Source organism: Nonomuraea ceibae (assembly GCF_019396325.1).
In the GTDB taxonomy this organism is placed as follows: Bacteria; Actinomycetota; Actinomycetes; order Streptosporangiales; family Streptosporangiaceae; genus Nonomuraea; species Nonomuraea ceibae.
This window is the reverse complement of the sequence record NZ_JAHKRO010000014.1, coordinates 16,871-33,263: the sequence shown is the minus strand read 5'-3', so window position 1 is coordinate 33,263 and position 16,393 is coordinate 16,871. Positions and strand designations below refer to the sequence as shown.

At 69.3% G+C, this 16,393-nt stretch carries 19 protein-coding genes; 3 read left to right on the top strand and 16 right to left on the bottom strand.

Annotated features, from left to right (window positions below):
* Positions 1–29: 29 nt before the first annotated feature.
* The 13 genes from nuoK to KME80_RS12345 all read right to left on the bottom strand — a co-directional run bounded on the left by nuoK (position 30) and on the right by KME80_RS12345 (position 12,400).
* Positions 30–326, bottom strand: coding sequence for an NADH-quinone oxidoreductase subunit NuoK (gene nuoK, locus KME80_RS12405; protein WP_082309927.1), 297 nt, complete (start codon positions 324–326; stop codon positions 30–32).
* The gene (locus KME80_RS12400) at positions 323–1,081 is read right to left on the bottom strand and encodes an NADH-quinone oxidoreductase subunit J (RefSeq protein ID WP_219504501.1); all 759 of its coding nucleotides are present in this window, start codon (positions 1,079–1,081) and stop codon (positions 323–325) included. Before KME80_RS12400 ends, nuoK begins: the two co-directional genes overlap by 4 nt.
* The gene (gene nuoI, locus KME80_RS12395) at positions 1,074–1,589 is read right to left on the bottom strand and encodes an NADH-quinone oxidoreductase subunit NuoI (RefSeq protein ID WP_219504500.1); all 516 of its coding nucleotides are present in this window, start codon (positions 1,587–1,589) and stop codon (positions 1,074–1,076) included. The genes KME80_RS12400 and nuoI overlap by 8 nt, the downstream gene beginning before the upstream one ends.
* Positions 1,576–2,889, bottom strand: a complete 1,314-nt coding sequence (gene nuoH / locus KME80_RS12390) for an NADH-quinone oxidoreductase subunit NuoH (RefSeq protein ID WP_219504498.1) — start codon at positions 2,887–2,889, stop codon at positions 1,576–1,578. Before nuoH ends, nuoI begins: the two co-directional genes overlap by 14 nt.
* Entirely contained in the window at positions 2,886–5,273 is a 2,388-nt protein-coding gene (locus KME80_RS12385; protein WP_219504496.1) for an NADH-quinone oxidoreductase subunit G, read from the bottom strand. The genes nuoH and KME80_RS12385 overlap by 4 nt, the downstream gene beginning before the upstream one ends.
* Entirely contained in the window at positions 5,270–6,559 is a 1,290-nt protein-coding gene (nuoF, locus tag KME80_RS12380; protein ID WP_219504495.1) for an NADH-quinone oxidoreductase subunit NuoF, read from the bottom strand. Before nuoF ends, KME80_RS12385 begins: the two co-directional genes overlap by 4 nt.
* Complete coding sequence (gene nuoE / locus KME80_RS12375) at positions 6,556–7,212, bottom strand: NADH-quinone oxidoreductase subunit NuoE (RefSeq protein ID WP_219504492.1); 657 nt, start codon at positions 7,210–7,212, stop codon at positions 6,556–6,558. The genes nuoF and nuoE overlap by 4 nt, the downstream gene beginning before the upstream one ends.
* Complete coding sequence (locus tag KME80_RS12370; RefSeq protein ID WP_219504490.1) at positions 7,209–8,534, bottom strand: NADH-quinone oxidoreductase subunit D; 1,326 nt, start codon at positions 8,532–8,534, stop codon at positions 7,209–7,211. Before KME80_RS12370 ends, nuoE begins: the two co-directional genes overlap by 4 nt.
* Positions 8,535–8,580: 46 nt before the next feature.
* The gene (locus KME80_RS12365; protein ID WP_219504488.1) at positions 8,581–9,276 is read right to left on the bottom strand and encodes an NADH-quinone oxidoreductase subunit C; all 696 of its coding nucleotides are present in this window, start codon (positions 9,274–9,276) and stop codon (positions 8,581–8,583) included.
* Entirely contained in the window at positions 9,273–9,824 is a 552-nt protein-coding gene (locus KME80_RS12360) for a NuoB/complex I 20 kDa subunit family protein (RefSeq protein ID WP_219504486.1), read from the bottom strand. Before KME80_RS12360 ends, KME80_RS12365 begins: the two co-directional genes overlap by 4 nt.
* A gap of 2 nt (positions 9,825–9,826) precedes the next feature.
* A complete protein-coding gene (locus KME80_RS12355) occupies positions 9,827–10,222 on the bottom strand; it encodes an NADH-quinone oxidoreductase subunit A (RefSeq protein ID WP_219504483.1) in 396 nt (131 codons plus the stop codon).
* A 67-nt stretch (positions 10,223–10,289) separates the two neighbouring features.
* Positions 10,290–11,534, bottom strand: coding sequence for a geranylgeranyl reductase family protein (locus KME80_RS12350; protein WP_219504481.1), 1,245 nt, complete (start codon positions 11,532–11,534; stop codon positions 10,290–10,292).
* A gap of 149 nt (positions 11,535–11,683) precedes the next feature.
* The gene (locus KME80_RS12345) at positions 11,684–12,400 is read right to left on the bottom strand and encodes a demethylmenaquinone methyltransferase (protein WP_219504479.1); all 717 of its coding nucleotides are present in this window, start codon (positions 12,398–12,400) and stop codon (positions 11,684–11,686) included.
* 79 nt (positions 12,401–12,479) lie between these two features.
* Here KME80_RS12345 and KME80_RS12340 point away from each other — a divergent pair, with 79 nt between their 5' ends.
* Positions 12,480–13,685 (top strand): hypothetical protein, encoded by a 1,206-nt coding sequence (locus KME80_RS12340; protein WP_219504477.1) that lies wholly within the window; start codon positions 12,480–12,482, stop codon positions 13,683–13,685.
* Here the strand turns inward: KME80_RS12340 and KME80_RS12335 are convergent.
* Positions 13,682–13,900, bottom strand: coding sequence for a DUF4229 domain-containing protein (locus KME80_RS12335; protein ID WP_219504476.1), 219 nt, complete (start codon positions 13,898–13,900; stop codon positions 13,682–13,684). The genes KME80_RS12340 and KME80_RS12335 overlap by 4 nt on opposite strands.
* Positions 13,901–14,157: 257 nt before the next feature.
* Between KME80_RS12335 and KME80_RS12330 the strand changes: the two genes are divergently transcribed.
* The gene (locus KME80_RS12330) at positions 14,158–14,379 is read left to right on the top strand and encodes a BldC family transcriptional regulator (protein WP_181616591.1); all 222 of its coding nucleotides are present in this window, start codon (positions 14,158–14,160) and stop codon (positions 14,377–14,379) included.
* Positions 14,380–14,509: 130 nt separating this feature from the next.
* Here KME80_RS12330 and KME80_RS12325 read toward each other — a convergent pair whose 3' ends face one another.
* Both KME80_RS12325 and KME80_RS12320 read right to left on the bottom strand, forming a co-directional pair.
* The gene (locus tag KME80_RS12325) at positions 14,510–14,752 is read right to left on the bottom strand and encodes a hypothetical protein (RefSeq protein ID WP_219504474.1); all 243 of its coding nucleotides are present in this window, start codon (positions 14,750–14,752) and stop codon (positions 14,510–14,512) included.
* Between the two features lie 10 nt (positions 14,753–14,762).
* Positions 14,763–15,692, bottom strand: a complete 930-nt coding sequence (locus KME80_RS12320; RefSeq protein WP_308125723.1) for a hypothetical protein — start codon at positions 15,690–15,692, stop codon at positions 14,763–14,765.
* Between the two features lie 276 nt (positions 15,693–15,968).
* Between KME80_RS12320 and KME80_RS12315 the strand changes: the two genes are divergently transcribed.
* A complete protein-coding gene (locus tag KME80_RS12315; protein ID WP_219504470.1) occupies positions 15,969–16,265 on the top strand; it encodes a PLD nuclease N-terminal domain-containing protein in 297 nt (98 codons plus the stop codon).
* Positions 16,266–16,393: the final 128 nt, after the last annotated feature.

Sequence of the window (16,393 nt, the reverse complement as noted above, 5' to 3'; positions counted from 1 at the left end):
TCTCAGCAGGAGATTCCACCAGTCACCTCTTAGTACTTCAGCAGGTTGGCGTCGTCGACCGACGCGGACCTGCGGGTTCGGAAGATCGTCACGATGATTGCCAGGCCGACCACGACCTCGGCCGCGGCCACCACCATCACGAAGAACGCGATGATCTGGCCTTCGAGGTTGCCGACCTGCCTGGCGAACGTGACGAACGCCAGGTTGCAGGCGTTGAGCATGAGCTCCACGCACATGAACACGACGATCGCGTTGCGCCGGATCAGCACGCCCATGGCGCCGATCGCGAACAGCAGGCCCGACAGGATGAGGTAATGCGTCGTCACTTGGACTCCTCCTCGGCCCGGTGCTTGATGGCCTCGGCGAGCTTGGGGTCCTCGGGCAGGTGCCCATGCTCCACGTCGTAGCGGGCGATGTAGCGGTTGACCGAGGACTCGGCCACGGACCCGTCGGGCAGCAGCGCCGGCATGTCGATGGCGTTGCCGGTCGCGTACGTGCCCGGGCCGGGCAGCGGCGACGGGCGGTCGCCGAGGAAGCGGGCCTTGGACAGGTCCTTCTGCGTGGCCTTCTTGGCCAGCCGCTCGCGGTGCGCCAGCACCATCGCGGCGAGCGCGGCGGTGATGAGCAGCGCCGAGGTGACCTCGAACGCGAAGACGTACTTGGTGAACAGCAGCAGCGCGATCGAGCGGATGTAGCCGCCCTGACCGGTGGCCATCGCCAGGCCCGTCTGCGGCGCGAAGATCGCGTTGCCCACGGCCAGGATGATCAGCGCGGCGAATCCGACGCCCGCGATGATCGCCCAGAACCGCTGGCCGCGGAGCGTCTCCACGAGCGAGTCGGAGGAGTCGACGCCGACCAGCATGAGCACGAACAGGAACAGCATCATGACGGCGCCGGTGTAGACGATGATCTGCACCGCGGCCAGGAAGGGCGCGTCCTGCACGGCGTAGAGGACCGCGAGGCAGAGCATCACGGTGCCGAGCATCAGCGCCGAGTAGACGGCCTTCCGGTTGAAGACCACGCCGAGCGCGGCGCCGACGGACACGACGGCGAGCACCCAGAAAGTGATGGTCTCACCCATTGGTCCGTCCCAGCCGGTAGTAGTCCTCTTCGGTCTCGCCGAGCCGCATGGGGTGCGGCGGCTGCTCCATGCCCTGGGTGAGCGGCGCGAGGAGCATCTCCTTGGTGTAGATGAGGCTCTCGCGGTTGCTGTCGGCGAGCTCGTACTCGTTGGTCATGGTGAGCGCCCGGGTCGGGCACGCCTCGATGCACAGGCCGCACAGGATGCACCGCAGATAGTTGATCTGGTAGGTGCGCCCGTAGCGCTCGCCCGGCGAGAAGCGCTCCTCGTCGGTGTTGTCCGCGCCCTCCACGTAGATGGCGTCGGCCGGACACGCCCACGCGCACAGCTCGCAGCCGACGCACTTCTCCAGCCCGTCAGGCCAGCGGTTGAGCTGGTGCCGCCCGTGGAAGCGCGGAGCCGTCGGCTTCTTCTCCTCCGGGTAGTTGGTCGTGACGGGCTTCTTGAACATCGTGTGGAAGGTGACCCCGAAGCCCTTGACGGGGTTCAGCCAATCAGTTAGTCCCACTGGGAATCTCCTTGTGCTGCACCCCGTGGTAGTGCGGCAGATCGAGCGGCGGCACAGGGAAGCCGCCTGCCGTCGGCTCGTTGGACAGCTCCTCGAACTCGGCTTCGACCTCCGCCTTCCTGGCTTCCTTGCGCCGCTGGTTCACGGTGTCGAACCGCATCCAGATGGCCAGCGCCCCGATGACGACGATCGCGCCGAGCCCGGCGGAGACGTAGATGCTCCCCTCGAACGTGCCGTTGTTCACGTAGATGATGTTGCGAACGGCGGCGACGAGAAGGATCCACGCCAGGTTGACCGGGATCAGGACCTTCCAGCCCAGCGACATCAGCTGGTCGTACCGGACACGCGGCAGCGAGGCGCGCACCCAGACGATGAAGCAGAACGTCAGCACGAACTTGATGAAGAACCAGAGCACCGGAACCCAGCCCGTGTGCGCCCACTCCCAGCTCATCGGGAGCGGTGCCCGCCAGCCGCCCATGAACAGCGTCACGGCGATGGCCGAGGCGGTGAAGGTGTGCAGGTATTCGCCCATCATGATCAGGGCGAACTTCAGCGACGAGGAGTATTCCGTCTGGAACCCGCCGACCAGCTCGCCTTCACCCTCGGGCAGGTCGAACGGGATGCGCGCGGCCTCGCCGAACATGCAGACCACGTAGACCAGGAACGACGGCAGCAACAGCACGGCGTACCAGGTCTGCTGCTGCGCGCCGACGATCTCCGAGGTGGACAGCGTCCCGGCGAACAGGAAGATCGCCACGAACGACAGGCCCATCGCGATCTCGTACGAGACCACCTGCGCCGCCGACCGGAGGCCGCCGAGCAGGGCGTACGGCGAGCGTGACGACCAGCCGGCCAGCACCACGCCGTAGACCGAGACGGCGCCCATAGCCAGCATGAACAGCACGGCCACCGGCAGGTCGACGAGCTGGAGCGGCGTCTGCACGCCGAACAGGTTCACCATCGGCCCGAACGGCACGATGGAGAAGGCCAGGAAGGCCGGGATCACCATGATGACCGGGGCCAGCAGGTAGAGCACCTTGTCCACGGTCCGCGGGAAGATGTCCTCCTTCAGACCCATCTTCAGACCGTCGGCCACCGACTGGAGCAGGCCGAACTTGCCCGCCCGGTTGGGGCCATAGCGGTTCTGCATCCGGGAGATGAGCTTGCGCTCGAACCAGACACCGAACAGGATGCCCAGCATCAGGAAGGCGAACAGCATGACCGCCTTGATGATGGTGATCCAGAGCGGGTCCTTGCCGAAGTCTTCGACGGTCGGACTGGCCGCGAGAACGAAGGTCATGAGGCGCTCCCGATGGTGACGATGTCGCCGGCCACCGCGCCGAGGTCGCGCGTGACCGAGCAGCCGCCCGAGTTCGACGGCACCCAGACCACGCGGTCGGGCAGGTCGGCGATGCGGACGGGCAGCGTGACCGCGTTCGGGCCGGGCCCGCCGACGACGACCTTGTCACCGTCGGCGACGCCGATCTCCGCGGCCGTGCTCTCCGACAGCAGCGCCTCCGCGGCCCGCGCGGTGCCGGCCAGGTACGGCTCGCCGTCCTGGAGGCGGCCGTCGTCGAGCAGCAGGTGCCAGGTCGCCAGCACGGCCCCGCCGGCGGCGGGGGCGGCGGGCGAGCCGGCGCCGACGCTCGGCGCGGCGACGCGGGTGCCCCGGTAGGAGCCGATGCCCGACAGCTCGCGCCGGGCCGCCTTGGCGTCCGGCAGGCCCAGGTGCACGTCCATGCGGTCGGCCAGGTCGCCGACGACCGCGAGGTCGCTGCGCAGGCCGGGCACCTTGAGCGGGGCCTCGAACGAGCGGCCCCGGCCCTCCCAGTTGACGAACGTGCCGCTCTTCTCCTGCACGGTGGCGACCGGCAGCACCACGTCGGCCCGGTCGGTGACGGCGCTGGCGCGCGTCTCCAGGCTGACGATGAACGGCGTGTTCTCCAGCGCCTCCAGCGCGGCGACCGGGTTGGCCAGGTCGTAGGGGTCGACGCCGGCCACGACCAGCGCGTCGAGCTCCCCGTCACGGGCGGCGGCGAGCATCGCGTCGGTGTCGCGGCCCGGGGTGGCGGGCAGCGAGGACACGTTCCAGGCGCGGGCGATCTCGGCCCTGGCGCTCTCGTCGTCGACCGGGCGGCCGATCGGCAGCAGGTTGGGCAGCGCGCCCGCCTCGACCGCGCCGCGCTCGCCGGCCCTGCGCGGGACCCAGGCGATGCGGGCGTCGGAGGCGGCGCCCAGCCGGACCAGCGCCGACAGCGCGCCGGGGACGGTCGCCAGGCGCTCGCCGGCGAGCACGATCGTGCCCTCGGCCAGCGTGCCGACCAGGTCGCCGATCGCGTCGGCCTCCCCGCCCGGCGCGGTGCGGATGAGCGCGCCGCCCATCTTGGCCAGGCCGTTGGTGGCGAACGGGGCGATCGCGGTGACCTTGAGGCCGCGCTTCTGCCACGCCTTGCGCAGGCGCAGGAAGACGATCGGCGACTCCTCCTCGGGCTCGAACCCGACGAGCAGCACCGCGGGGGCGCTCTCCAGGTCGGCGTAGGAGACCTCGATCCCCTTGCCGGCGACCGCGTGCGCGAGGAAGCGGGCCTCCTCGGCGGAGTGCGGCCGGGCGCGGAAGTCGACGTCGTTCGTGCCGAGCGCGAGCCGGGCGAACTTGGCGTAGGCGTAGGCGTCCTCGACCGTGACCCGGCCGCCGACCAGCACGCCGGCCTTGCCGCGGGCGGCGGCCAGGCCCTGGGCGGCGACGCTCAGCGCCTCCGGCCAGGAGGCGGGCTCCAGCACGCCCTCCTCGTTGCGGACCAGCGGCGTCCTGAGCCGGTCGGGCTGCGTGGCGTAGGTGAACGCCCAGCGGCCCTTGTCGCAGTTCCACTCCTCGTTGACCTGCGGGTCGTTGCCCGCCAGGCGGCGGGTGACGCGGCCGCGCCGGTGGTCGGTGCGCAGGCTGCACCCGGAGGCGCAGTGCTCGCACGCGCTCGGCGTGGACACCAGGTCGAACGGGCGGGCCCGGAACCGGTAGGCGGCGCCGGTCAGCGCGCCCACCGGGCAGATCTGCACCGTGTTGCCCGAGAAGTAGGACTGGAACGGCTCGCCGTCGGCGACGCCCACCTGCTCCTTGGCCCCGCGCTCGAAGAACTCGATGAACGGGTCACCGGCGATCTGGTCGGAGAAGCGGATGCAGCGCGCGCACTGCACGCAGCGCTCGCGGTCGAGCAGCACCTGGGTGGACAGCGGCAGCGGCTTGGCGAACGTCCGCTTCTGCTCCTGGAAGCGCGACTCGCCCTGGCCGTTGGACATGGCCTGGTTCTGCAGCGGGCACTCGCCGCCCTTGTCGCAGACCGGGCAGTCGAGCGGGTGGTTCAGGAGCAGGAACTCCATCGCCGCCCGCTGCGCCTTCTCCGCCACCGGCGAGGTCAGCTGGGTCTGCACGACCATGCCCTCGGCGACCTCGATCGCGCACGACGGCTGCGGCTTGGGGAAGCCGCGGCCGTTGCCGGCGTCGGGGATGTCGACGAGACACTGGCGGCAGTTGGCCGCCGGGTCGAGCAGCGGGTGGTCGCAGAACCTGGGGATCTGGATGCCCAGCAGCTCGGCCGCCCTGATGATCAGCGTGCCCTTGGGGACGCTGACCTGGAACCCGTCGATCGTGAGGGTCACCAGGGTGGTCTCAGTTTCTGTCACGGTCACTGGTCACCCCACAGAGTGGACTTCTTCGCGTCGAACGGGCAGCCGCCGACCTCGAAGTGCTTGAGGTACTCCTCGCGGAAGTACTTCACCGAGGAGTGGATCGGGCTGGTGGCGCCGTCGCCGAGCGCGCAGAACGAGCGGCCCAGGATGTTGTCGGCGATGTCGGTGATCGTCGACAGGTCGTCCTCGGTGCCCTGACCCTTCTCCAGGCGCTTGAGCACCTGCTTGAGCCAGTAGGTGCCCTCACGGCACGGCGTGCACTTGCCGCACGACTCGTGGGCGTAGAACTCGGTCCAGCGCAGCACCGTGCGGACCACGCAGGTGGTCTCGTCGAAGATCTGCAGCGCCCGGGTGCCGAGCATGGAGCCCTTCGCGCCGACCGCCTCGAAGTCGAGCGGCACGTCGAGGTGCTCGTCGGTGAAGATCGGCGTGGACGAGCCGCCCGGGGTCCAGAACTTGATCCGGTGCCCGGCGCGGATGCCGCCCGCCATGTCGAGCAGCTCGCGCAGCGTGATGCCGAGCGGAGCCTCGTACTGGCCCGGCCTGGTGACGTGGCCGCTCAGCGAGAAGATGCCGAAGCCCTTGGACTTCTCGGTGCCCATCCCGGCGAACCAGTCGGCCCCGTTGGCGATGATCGAGGGAACACTGGCCACGGACTCGACGTTGTTCACGACAGTAGGCGAGGCGTAAAGGCCCGCCACGGCCGGGAACGGAGGCTTGAGCCGCGGTTGACCCCTGAAGCCCTCCAGCGAGTCCAGCAGCGCCGTCTCCTCGCCGCAGATGTACGCCCCGGCGCCGCTGTGCACGACGAGCTCCAGGTCGTAGCCCGTGCCGAAGATGTCCTTGCCGAGATAGCCCTTCTCGTACGCCTCGCGCACGGCCGCGTGCAGCCGCCGGATGACGTGCAGCACCTCGCCGCGCACGTAGATGAAGGCGTGGTTGGCGCGGATCGCGAACGCCGTGATGATGACGCCCTCGACCAGCGAGTGCGGGTTGGCCATCATGAGCGGGATGTCCTTGCAGGTGCCCGGCTCCGACTCGTCGGCGTTGACGACGAGATAGTGCGGCTTGCCGTCACCCTGCGGGATGAAGCCCCACTTCATGCCGGTGGGGAAGCCGGCGCCGCCGCGGCCGCGCAGGCCCGAGTCCTTGACGGCCTGGATGACGGCGTCCGGGTCCATGCCCAGCGCCTTCTTGGCCGCCTCGTACGGCCCGTAGCCGTCGATGGTGAAGGAGTCGGGGCGGTCCCAGTTGGCGGTCAGGACCGGTGTCAGGGTCGTGCTCATGCCTCGGGGGCCTTCCATCCGTTGGCCTTGGCCAGCTTGAGGCCCTCCAGCGAGGGGCCGGCGGCCGAGGGGCCGTCGCCCGCCAGCTCGTCGGGCAGGCCGGAGAGCACCCGCGACGCCTCCTTGAACGTGCACAGCTTCTTCGGACCGCGGGTGGGCCGCACGTCCTTGCCGTCACGCAGGTCGTCGACGAGCTGCTTGGCCGATTCGGGCGTCTGGTTGTCGAAGAACTCCCAGTTGACCATCATGACCGGGGCGAAGTCGCAGGCCGCGTTGCACTCCAGGCGCTCCAGCGAGATCTTGCCGTCGCCGGTCGTCTCCTCGTGGCCGACGCCGACGTGCTCGGACAGCTCGTCCCAGATCTCGTCGCCGCCCATGACGGCGCAGAGCGCGTTGATGCAGACGCCGACGTGAAACTCGCCGGCGGGCTTGCGCTTGTACATGGTGTAGAAGGTCGAGACGCCGACGACCTCCGCCTTGCTCAGGCCCAGCATCTCCGCACAGAACTCGTGCCCGTCGTCGGAGACGTAGCCGTCCTCCGACTGCACCAGGTGCAGCAGCGGAAGCAGCGCCGACCGCGTCTTCGGGTAACGGCCGATGATCTCCTTGGCGTCGCGTTCGAGACGCTCGCGGACTTCCGGTGAATAAGTCACCGGTCCACACCTCCCATGACGGGGTCGATAGAAGCCACCGCGGCGATCACGTCGGCGACCTGGCCGCCCTCCGCCATGGCGGGGAAGCTTTGCAGGTTGCAGAACGACGGCTCGCGGAAGTGGACGCGGTAGGGCCGGGTGCCGCCGTCGCTGACGACGTGCGCGCCGAGCTCGCCCTTGGGCGACTCGATCGGCGCGTAGGCCTGGCCGGCCGGCACGCGGAAGCCCTCCGTCACCAGCTTGAAGTGGTGGATCAGGGCTTCCATGGAGCTGCCCATGATGTGCGCGATGTGGTCGGGGGAGTTGCCGAAGCCGTCGGGGCCGAGCGCGAGCTGCGCGGGCCAGCCGATCTTCTTGTCCTCGATCATCACCGGGTCGCCCTTGAGCGGGCCGGCGATCCGGTCCAGGGCCTGCTCGATGATCTTGAGGGACTCCTCCATCTCCTGCATGCGCACGAGGTAGCGGGAGTAGACGTCGCAGCCGCGCTGGGTCGCCACGTCGAACTCGTAGGTCTCGTAACCGCAGTAGGGCTGCGACTTGCGCAGGTCCCACGGCAGGCCGGCGGCCCGCAGGATGGGGCCGGTGATGCCGAGCGCCATGCAGCCGGTCAGGTCGAGGTAGGCGACGTCCTTGGTGCGGCGGACGTACACCGGGTTCTCGTCGAGGAGCTTGCGGATGTCCTTGATCCGCTTGGGCATCTCCTTGAGGAACTCGCCGACCTTGTCCACGGCTCCGGCGGGCAGGTCGACGCTGACGCCGCCCGGCCGCACGTAGGCGTGGTTCATGCGCAGTCCGGTGATGTACTCGAACAGCTCCATGACCATTTCGCGGTCACGGTAGCCGAACAGGAACGGCGTGGTCGCGCCGAGCTCCATGCCGAACGTGCCCATCGCGACCAGGTGCGAGGCGATCCGGTTGAGCTCCATCATCATGACGCGGATGGCCTGCGCCCGGTCCGGGATGCGGTCCTCGATGCCGAGCAGCTTCTCCACGCTCAGGCAGTAGGCCGTCTCGTTGAAGATCGGCGACAGGTAGTCCATGCGAGTGACGAACGTGGTGCCCTGCGTCCACGTCCGGTACTCCATGTTCTTCTCGATGCCGGTGTGCAGGTAGCCGATGACGCCGCGCGCCTCGGTGACCGTCTCACCGTCGAGGGTCAGGACCAGGCGGAGCACGCCGTGCGTGGACGGGTGCTGCGGGCCCATGTTGACGACCAGGCGCTCGTCGTCGGAGTCGCGGACCCCGCTGACGACCTCGTCCCAGTCGGCGCCGGTGACCGAGTAGACCTTGCCCTCGGTCGCCTCGTCATATGCGGTGCTCACGCGTGATCCTCCCTCCGGTCGTCAACGCGCTGCTCGAAGAACTCGCTCACGCGTACGACCTCCTTTGGTCGGGCGAGGGGATGGTCGCCCCGCGGTACTCGACCGGGATGCCGCCCAGCGGGTAGTCCTTGCGCTGGGGGTGCCCGTCCCAATCGTCCGGCATCATGATCCGGGTCAGGCCCGGGTGGCCGTCGTAGATGATCCCGAAGAAGTCGTACGCCTCGCGCTCGTGCCAGTCGTGGCCCGGGTAGACGCCGACGGTCGACGGGATGTGCGGGTCGGCGTCGGGGCAGCTCGTCTCGACGCGGACGCGCCGGTTGTGGGTGATCGAGCACAGGTGGATCACCGAGTGCAGCTCCTCGCCCGCCAGGTGCGGGTAGTGCACGCCGGTGACGCCCAGCGACAGCTCGAAGCGCAGCGCCGCGTCGTCGCGCAGCTTCTGGCAGACCTCGACCAGCCGCTCCCGCTTGACGTGCAGGGTCAGCTCGCCGCGGTCGACGACCACGCGCTCGATGGCGTCGTCGAGGCCGAGGGCGTCGACGAGCTCGTCGAAGTAGCCCCCGTACGGGCGCGGCGTGGAGATCTGCGGCGCGCGGCGGACGACGAGGCCGCCGTAGCCGGAGGTGTCGCCGGAGTCGGCGGCGCCGAACATGCCGCGCCGGGCGACGGGCGCCTCCGGGGTCTTGGCGACCTCGGGCACCTCGGCGCCGGGGACCTCGGGGAGGTTGTCAGGGGAGGTCACTTGGCGGCCCCTTGGTCGATCAGCGGCAGCGTGCGCAGCGCCTTGAGCTCGAGGTCCTCGATCTGCTTGGCCCGGTGCGCGCCGAACTTCATGTTCTGGATCTTGTCGTGCAGCTTGACGATCGCGTCGATGAGCATCTCCGGGCGCGGCGGGCAGCCGGGCAGGTAGATGTCGACGGGCACGATGTGGTCGACGCCCTGCACGATGGCGTAGTTGTTGAACATGCCGCCGCTGGAGGCGCACACGCCCATGGCGATGACCCACTTGGGCTCGGCCATCTGGTCGTAGATCTGCCGCAGGACGGGAGCCATCTTCTGCGACACGCGACCGGCGACGATCATCAGGTCGGCCTGCCGGGGAGACGCCGAAGCGCGCTCCATGCCGAAGCGCGCCAGGTCGTAGTGGGGGCCACCGGTGGCCATCAGCTCGATGGCGCAACAGGCGAGCCCGAAGGTGGCGGGCCATACGGAGTTCTTGCGTGCCCAGCCCGCGGCCTGCTCGACCGTGCTGAGGATGAACCCGCTGGGGAGTTTCTCTTCAAGTCCCATTTTCAGTCCCAGTCCAGACCCTTGCGGCGCCACACGTACGCGTAGGCCACGAGCACGGTGACGATGAACAGCAGCATCTCGACGAGCGCGAACACCCCGAGGCCGGAGGAGATCACGCTGCCCGCGTCGTTGGTGAGCGGAGCGAACGAGACCGCCCACGGGTAGAGGAAGATGATCTCGATGTCGAAGACGATGAAGAGCATCGCCGTGATCATGTATTTGAGCGGGAACCGTCCGCCACCGACAGGCTGGGGCGTCGGCTCGATGCCGCATTCGTAGGCGTCAAGCTTCGCGCGGTTCCAGCGCTTGGGACCGGTGAAGGGGGCGATGGCGACCGAGAAGATCGCGAAGCCCCCCGCGAGAACGGCGAGCACCAGGATGGGCACGTACAGGTCCATCGCTACGCCTCCTCCGGAGTCGCCGCGCGCGCGGGCGCGCAGCCTGATCTATGGATGGGTGTGGGATTCATGCTCGTGGCGCGACCTTCGAGAGTGCGTTGATGATCTTGTCCGACGCATCGCCTCGCCGGTCGGTGAGATTACCAAGGAGTTTGAGCGCGAAGCGCATCAGCCTCGGGTGGGGAAGCCCGTGCCTGGTGCCGAAGCTCATCACACCCGGCTTCCCGATCGCCTGCACGAACAACCTGCCCAGCGTGAAATATCCGCCATAGGCGTCCTTCAACGTCTGAGGATACGTCCGCAGGACACGTTCTCGCTGCGCCGGGGTGGTGCCCTTGAGGGCCTTGGCGACGACCTCGGCGGCGATCTCGCCGGTCTCCATGGCGTAGGCGATGCCCTCGCCGTTGAACGGGTTGATCGAACCGCCGGAGTCGCCGGCGAGCAGGAGGCCGCGCGTATAGTGCGGCTGCCGGTTGAAGGCCATCGGGAGCGCGGCGCCGCGGATGGGGGCCGTCATGTTCTCCTCGGTGAAGCCCCACTCGGCGGGCATGGACCGGCACCACCGGCGCAGCAGGTCGCGGTAGTCGATGTTCTTGAAGTGGGTGCTGGTGTTGAGCAGGCCGAGCCCCACGTTCGCGGTGCCGTCGCCGACGCCGAACACCCAGCCGTAGCCGGGCAGCAGCGTCTGGTCGTCCCACAGCTCCAGCCACGTCTCCAGGTAGTCGTCGTCGTGGCGCGGGCTGGTGAAGTAGGTGCGCACGGCCACGCCCATCGGGCGGTCCTCGCGCCTTTGCAGCCCCATGCCGAGAGCCAGCCGGGTGCTGTTGCCGTCGGCGGCCACGACCAGCCGGCCGCGGTAGACCGTGCCGTCCTTGGTGGTGACGCCGGTGATGTGGCCGCTGCGGTCGTCGAGGACCGGCCCGGTGACGGTCACGCCCTCCATCAGGCGCGCGCCGGCCTTGACCGCGTGGGCGGCCAGGATCTCGTCGAAGTCCTGGCGGGTCCGTACGAGACCGAAGTCGGGGAAGCGCTCCAGCTTGGGCCAGTCGAGCTCGAAGCGCAGGCCGCCGCCGACGACGCGCAGGCCCTTGTTGCGCACCCAGCCGGGGGCGTCGACGTCGACGCCCATGTTGAGGAGCTGCTTGACGGCTCGCGGGGTCAGGCCGTCACCGCAGACCTTCTCCCGGGGGAAGCGGGTCTTCTCCAGGACCAGCACGTCGAGACCCGCCTGGGCCAGGTAGAAGGCGGTCGCGGATCCGGCGGGACCGGCGCCGACGACGATGACGTCAGCGTCAACTGCTGGCACGGTCACTGGACTGTCCTGTCCTACACGCTCGAAGGCCTGGCCTCGGGGTGTCTCGCCTTCGTTCCTTTGTGAACCCCTTCACAAACTTGTCGGCCCGCAGTCTAACCCTTTTCCTGGACAAAGTGGCAGCCGGGGGGCCGTCAGAGCCTAGTAGATCACGCGGCTTTGAACGCGCGGTGCATGGCCACGATCCCCAAGTCGAGGTTGCGCCAGGCGACCCGCCGCCATCCGGCGTCCTGGATGATGCGCGCCAGCGTCGCCTGGTCCGGCCAGTCACGGATCGACTCGGCCAGATATTCGTACGAATCGTCGTTGGAGCCGAAAATCTTGGCCACCTTCGGCAACAGCCGCATCAGATATTCGCGGTAGACCAGATCGAACGGCGCGAACGTCACGTGCGAGAACTCCAGGATCACCAGCCGGCCGCCCGGCTTGGTCACCCGCAGCATCTCGCGCAGCGCCTGACCGGTGTCCTGCACGTTGCGCAGCGCCACCGAGATCGTCACCGCGTCGAAGACGTCGTCGGCGAACGGCAGCCGCATCGCGTCGCCCGCGACGAACGGCACCCCCTCGCCCGTGAGCGCGTTGCGTCCGCGGCGGCGCACGCCGGTGCTCAGCATGCCGAGCGAGAAGTCGGAGGCGATCGCCCGCGCGCCCAGCGTCGTGAACGTGTCGGTCGAGGTGCCGGTGCCGGCTCCGAGGTCGAGCACGACCTCCCCAGGCCCGGCGTCGACGGCCGCGGCGACGGCCTTGCGCCACACCCTGACCTGGCCCATCGAGATCACGTCGTTGACGAGGTCGTAGCGCCGGGCGGTGCGATCGAACATCGCGGCGACCTCGTCCGGCTGCTTGTCCAACTGAGCGCGCGTCATGCGTAACAGCCTAGGGCCATTCCCGACAATCAACGGAAAGTAGCGGCACGACTACATTGCGTCTGCTAAGAATGGGCAAATGCTTGCCCGAGTCGCCCTTGCGGCGATCATCGCAGCGGCTCCCGCCGCGCACCCTCGCGTGGTCTCGGCCAACCCGGTCGACCACACCCCGCACGTTCTCGACGGCATCGTCAACGCCATCACGCTCGTCGGCGACACCGTGGTGGTCGGCGGCTCGTTCTCGGCGGTCGCCGACGCCACCAGGACCACCACCTACCGGCGCGACAACCTGTTCGCCTTCGACCTCACGACCGGGCGGGTGCTGCCCCGCTTCGCCCCCGGCGTGGGCGGGCCCGTGCACAGCCTGGCCGCCGGCGACGACGGCACCGTCTACGTCGGCGGCGACTTCCACGAGGTCGACGGCCACCGCGCCAGGTCGCTGGCGCAGGTGAGCCTGGCGACCGGCCGGCCGGTGCCCTCGTTCCGCCCGGCCGTCTCCGGAGGCGCGGTCGCGACCCTGGCCAGGCGCGGCGCCCACCTCTACGCCGGCGGCGACTTCACCCGCCCGCGCACCGCGCTGGCCCGGCTCGACGCCACGACCGGCCGCGCCGACCCCGCCTTCACCATCACGCCGGGCGATCCGCTGAGCCGGCGGGTCCGGGTGCACGCGATCGCCGCCACGGCCGACCGGCTGGCCGTCGACGGCAGCTTCACCACGCTCGACGGGCAGTCACGGCCGCAGCTCGGCCTCATCGACATCGGCGGCCCGGCGCCCAAGCTCGCCCCGTGGCGGACCGACGCGTACACGGGCAAGTGCATGGACGTCTTCCCCTGGTACGTGCGCGGCCTCGACTTCGCGCCCGACGGCCGCTATTTCGTGGTCGTCACCACCGGCGGGCCCAGGCGCGGGACGTGCGACAGCGCGGCCAGGTTCGAGACGTACGCCACCGGCAGGAACGTCAAGCCCACCTGGGTCAACAAGACAGGCGGCGACTCGCTCTACGCGGTGTCGGTCACGGGCAGCGCGGTCTACGTCGGAGGGCATCAGCGCTGGCTGGACAATCCGCAGGGCCATGACTCGGCCGGCCCGGGGGCGGTGCCGCGCGAGGGCATCGGGGCCATTCATCCACGGACGGGAAAGGCGCTCAGTTGGAATCCCGGCCGCGAGCGCGGGATCGGCGTCAAGGCTTTTCTGGCGAACAGGACAGGACTACTAGTCGGTAGCGACACAACCCGACTCGGGCGGGAGTACCATGCCCGGATTGGCATGTTCCCTCTGCCCTAGTCGTCCTGCGGCTTGGCGCGGTCGATCCTGCCGCTGATGCGCGCGCTCATGGCGTCGCGCTGCTTGGAGAGCAGGACATAGCTGGCGATGCCGCTGATCGCGAACGCGGCCACCAGCAGGACCAGCAGGTTCGGCACGCCGAGGAGCCAGAGCACCAAGAAGGCGATGCCGAACAGGCCGATCCTGGACAACGTGTAAACGAGAACGGGATGCACGGGTTCGAGATTACTCGGCCCATGCCTCCGGTCGCTCTTCGCATCGGGCACGAGCGCTGCTACTGTGCCCAGTAAGGGTGTTTCGTAAAGAAACACCCACGAGAGCCCCAAAGAGGCTCTATCATATAACAATCGGGCAGTCAGCTGATAACAACCCGTGATCTTTGCAGAAAACCACGGATAAATCAGGCTTCGCTCGACACACTGGTTACCTGTCCGCCCGCTGGCAGGAAGCGGGATGCGAGGGGGAGAGATTGGTGGAGAGTAGCAGCGAGCGTCTGCTGACCCCTGGAGAGGTTGCCGCCCTCTTCCGGGTAGACCCAAAGACGGTTACGCGCTGGGCTGCGGCAGGCCGCATCAGCAGTATCCGCACCCCCGGAGGGCACCGGCGCTTCCGTGAATCGGAAGTGCACGCCCTTCTTCGAGGCGAGGACGTTCTGACGGCCGACAGGCCGACAGGGGAGTCCCCGCGTGTTTGACGTACCGCCCAGTCGGTGATCCTGCCAGCCAGGATCACCGAGACGGCGTGCTCGCCGGCCCATCCGTAAGGCGAGCGCGGGAAGGCGCCATCCGCCGACCGTGGCTGGCGCCTTGGCGGAATCCTGCCCCTCAGTCGCCGTCCTGGTCGGCCTTGTACGCCAGGAACTCCCGCTCCAACTCGTCGTTCTCCTCCGCCCAGCGGCGCCGCCGCTCGGCCGCCTCCTCCTCGGTCAACGACTCCTGCAACCACTCGTCGTAACCGGGCTCGCCGGGCTCCACCTCGACATACGCGTTCCCGATCAGGCGCCCGTCTTCGCTGGCCAGGCTCCTCGGCACCCGCAGGGTCCCGTCAGCGAGCCGGATGACGTACATGGCCGATCACCTAGATTCCGTAGCGCCGGTTGAAGAACAACATGACGTCGAGCGCCATCCGCGTGTTGCCGCCGAGCATGTCGACCAGCGCGGGGCGCTGCCGTGAGGCGATGGCGGCGAACGCGTCGGCGAAGAACTCCTTGCGGCCCAGCCCCCCGCCCTGGCGGTGGAACGACGACGCCAGCAGCGGCGTGACCCTCTCGAACAGTGCCACGAACTCCGGCGTGTCCGACACCCATACGCCGAACACCGAATCGATGTCGTCGATCGCGTGCCCGACCTCGTGCATCATCACGTCCGGCGTCGGCGAGGGCCGGTCCCCCACCACGACCTTCCGGTCCCCGTACGCGCCCGCGCACACGTCCCACGTGGCCCGGCCCGACGGCAGCGGCGCGCCGCGCAGATAGCCCATGTCGTCCAGGTCCGGCACGCCGCCCGGCCCGACGTAGATGCCCTCCAGCCCCTCGGCCAGCCGCTCCTTCAGCCGGTCGGGCAGCCTGGCCAGGCTCTCCACGGCCCGGACGAGATCGGGCGGCGGCGGCCCCAGCCGGGCGTCCCACTGGCGGTGCAGGATCGCCTCCAGCTTCCCGCAGTGCCGCAGCCCGTCGCCCAGCGGCGGCACGTCGGGCGGATGCGGCCGGGCCCGCGCGTGTGAACCGTCGAGCTCGAAGTCCTGCCACGTGTAGCGGGGCCGCTCCGGGGCCGTGGCGGGCGTCCGCTCCGGCCGCCGCCTCCCCTGCTCGTCCGGTCCCCCGCCCTCCCAGGGACGGCGGTCGGCGTCGGGCCGGCGCGTCGGCTGGTCACGGCGCTCGGCGTCGGGGCGGCGCGCCGGCTGGTCACGGCGCTCGGCGTCGGGGCGGCGCGCCGGCTGGTCACGGCGCTCGCGCTCGCGCCGGCGGAAGCCCGGCGTCTCCGTGCCCTCCCCGGCGGCCCGGCCCACCTCACTGTGGCCTCGCCGATAGGCTCCCCGCGCGTTGGCCCAGAAGGACCGGTCCGCGTCGGGCGGAGCCTCGGTGCGGCGCGAAAAGAGGTACGACCCGCGCCGCCACCAGCGACCTCGCCGATGGCGCCCCTTGTCGTTGGAAATGGCCATCGCACCCCTCACCGCCCCGTGGCGCCGAATCGGGTTCCACGGTACGACGCTGATCTTCGCCAGTCATCCGAAATGCGACATCAGGTGGCACGAACACGCTGGAGATGGCTTACAGTTCGGGGCATGGCAGGTGTCATTGTCGGCCTGGCTCTGCTGGCCTTCTGGCTGTTCACGTTGTTCGACGTCATCACCACCCCCGAGGAAGAGGTCAGGCACTCCCCGAAAGCCGTGTGGCTCATCGTCGTCGCCGTGCTTCCCCTCATCGGCGGGCTGTTCTGGATGCTGCGCGGACGTCCCCGGCCCATCCAGGAGTCCTGGCCGGTGCAGCCGCGTTCCACCGCGGGCATCCCCAAGGGCCCCGACGACGACCCCGATTTCCTTCGCGAACTCGACCGTCGCATGCGCGGCGAAGAGAAGTAACCGCCCCTCCGAAACGCCTGTCACTCACTTTTTCAGGTAAATCTTTCCAGCGTCCGCCTTCTGGGAGCGCCGCAGACGCCACCAGAAGGCGGAGTGAGGCTCCGGGCGGAGGGAACCGCCCGGAGCGC

Bases quoted from the DNA above. Each gene is read 5' to 3' on its own strand.
- KME80_RS12360 (WP_219504486.1), bottom strand. From the start codon at position 9,824: ATGGGACTTGAAGAGAAACTCCCCAGCGGGTTCATCCTCAGCACGGTC.
- KME80_RS12315 (WP_219504470.1), top strand. From the start codon at position 15,969: ATGGCAGGTGTCATTGTCGGCCTGGCTCTGCTGGCCTTCTGGCTGTTC.
- KME80_RS12355 (WP_219504483.1), bottom strand. From the start codon at position 10,222: ATGGACCTGTACGTGCCCATCCTGGTGCTCGCCGTTCTCGCGGGGGGC.
- nuoH (WP_219504498.1), bottom strand. From the start codon at position 2,889: ATGACCTTCGTTCTCGCGGCCAGTCCGACCGTCGAAGACTTCGGCAAG.
- KME80_RS12340 (WP_219504477.1), top strand. From the start codon at position 12,480: ATGCTTGCCCGAGTCGCCCTTGCGGCGATCATCGCAGCGGCTCCCGCC.
- nuoF (WP_219504495.1), bottom strand. From the start codon at position 6,559: ATGAGCACGACCCTGACACCGGTCCTGACCGCCAACTGGGACCGCCCC.
- KME80_RS12400 (WP_219504501.1), bottom strand. From the start codon at position 1,081: ATGGGTGAGACCATCACTTTCTGGGTGCTCGCCGTCGTGTCCGTCGGC.
- KME80_RS12325 (WP_219504474.1), bottom strand. From the start codon at position 14,752: ATGTACGTCATCCGGCTCGCTGACGGGACCCTGCGGGTGCCGAGGAGC.
- KME80_RS12345 (WP_219504479.1), bottom strand. From the start codon at position 12,400: ATGACGCGCGCTCAGTTGGACAAGCAGCCGGACGAGGTCGCCGCGATG.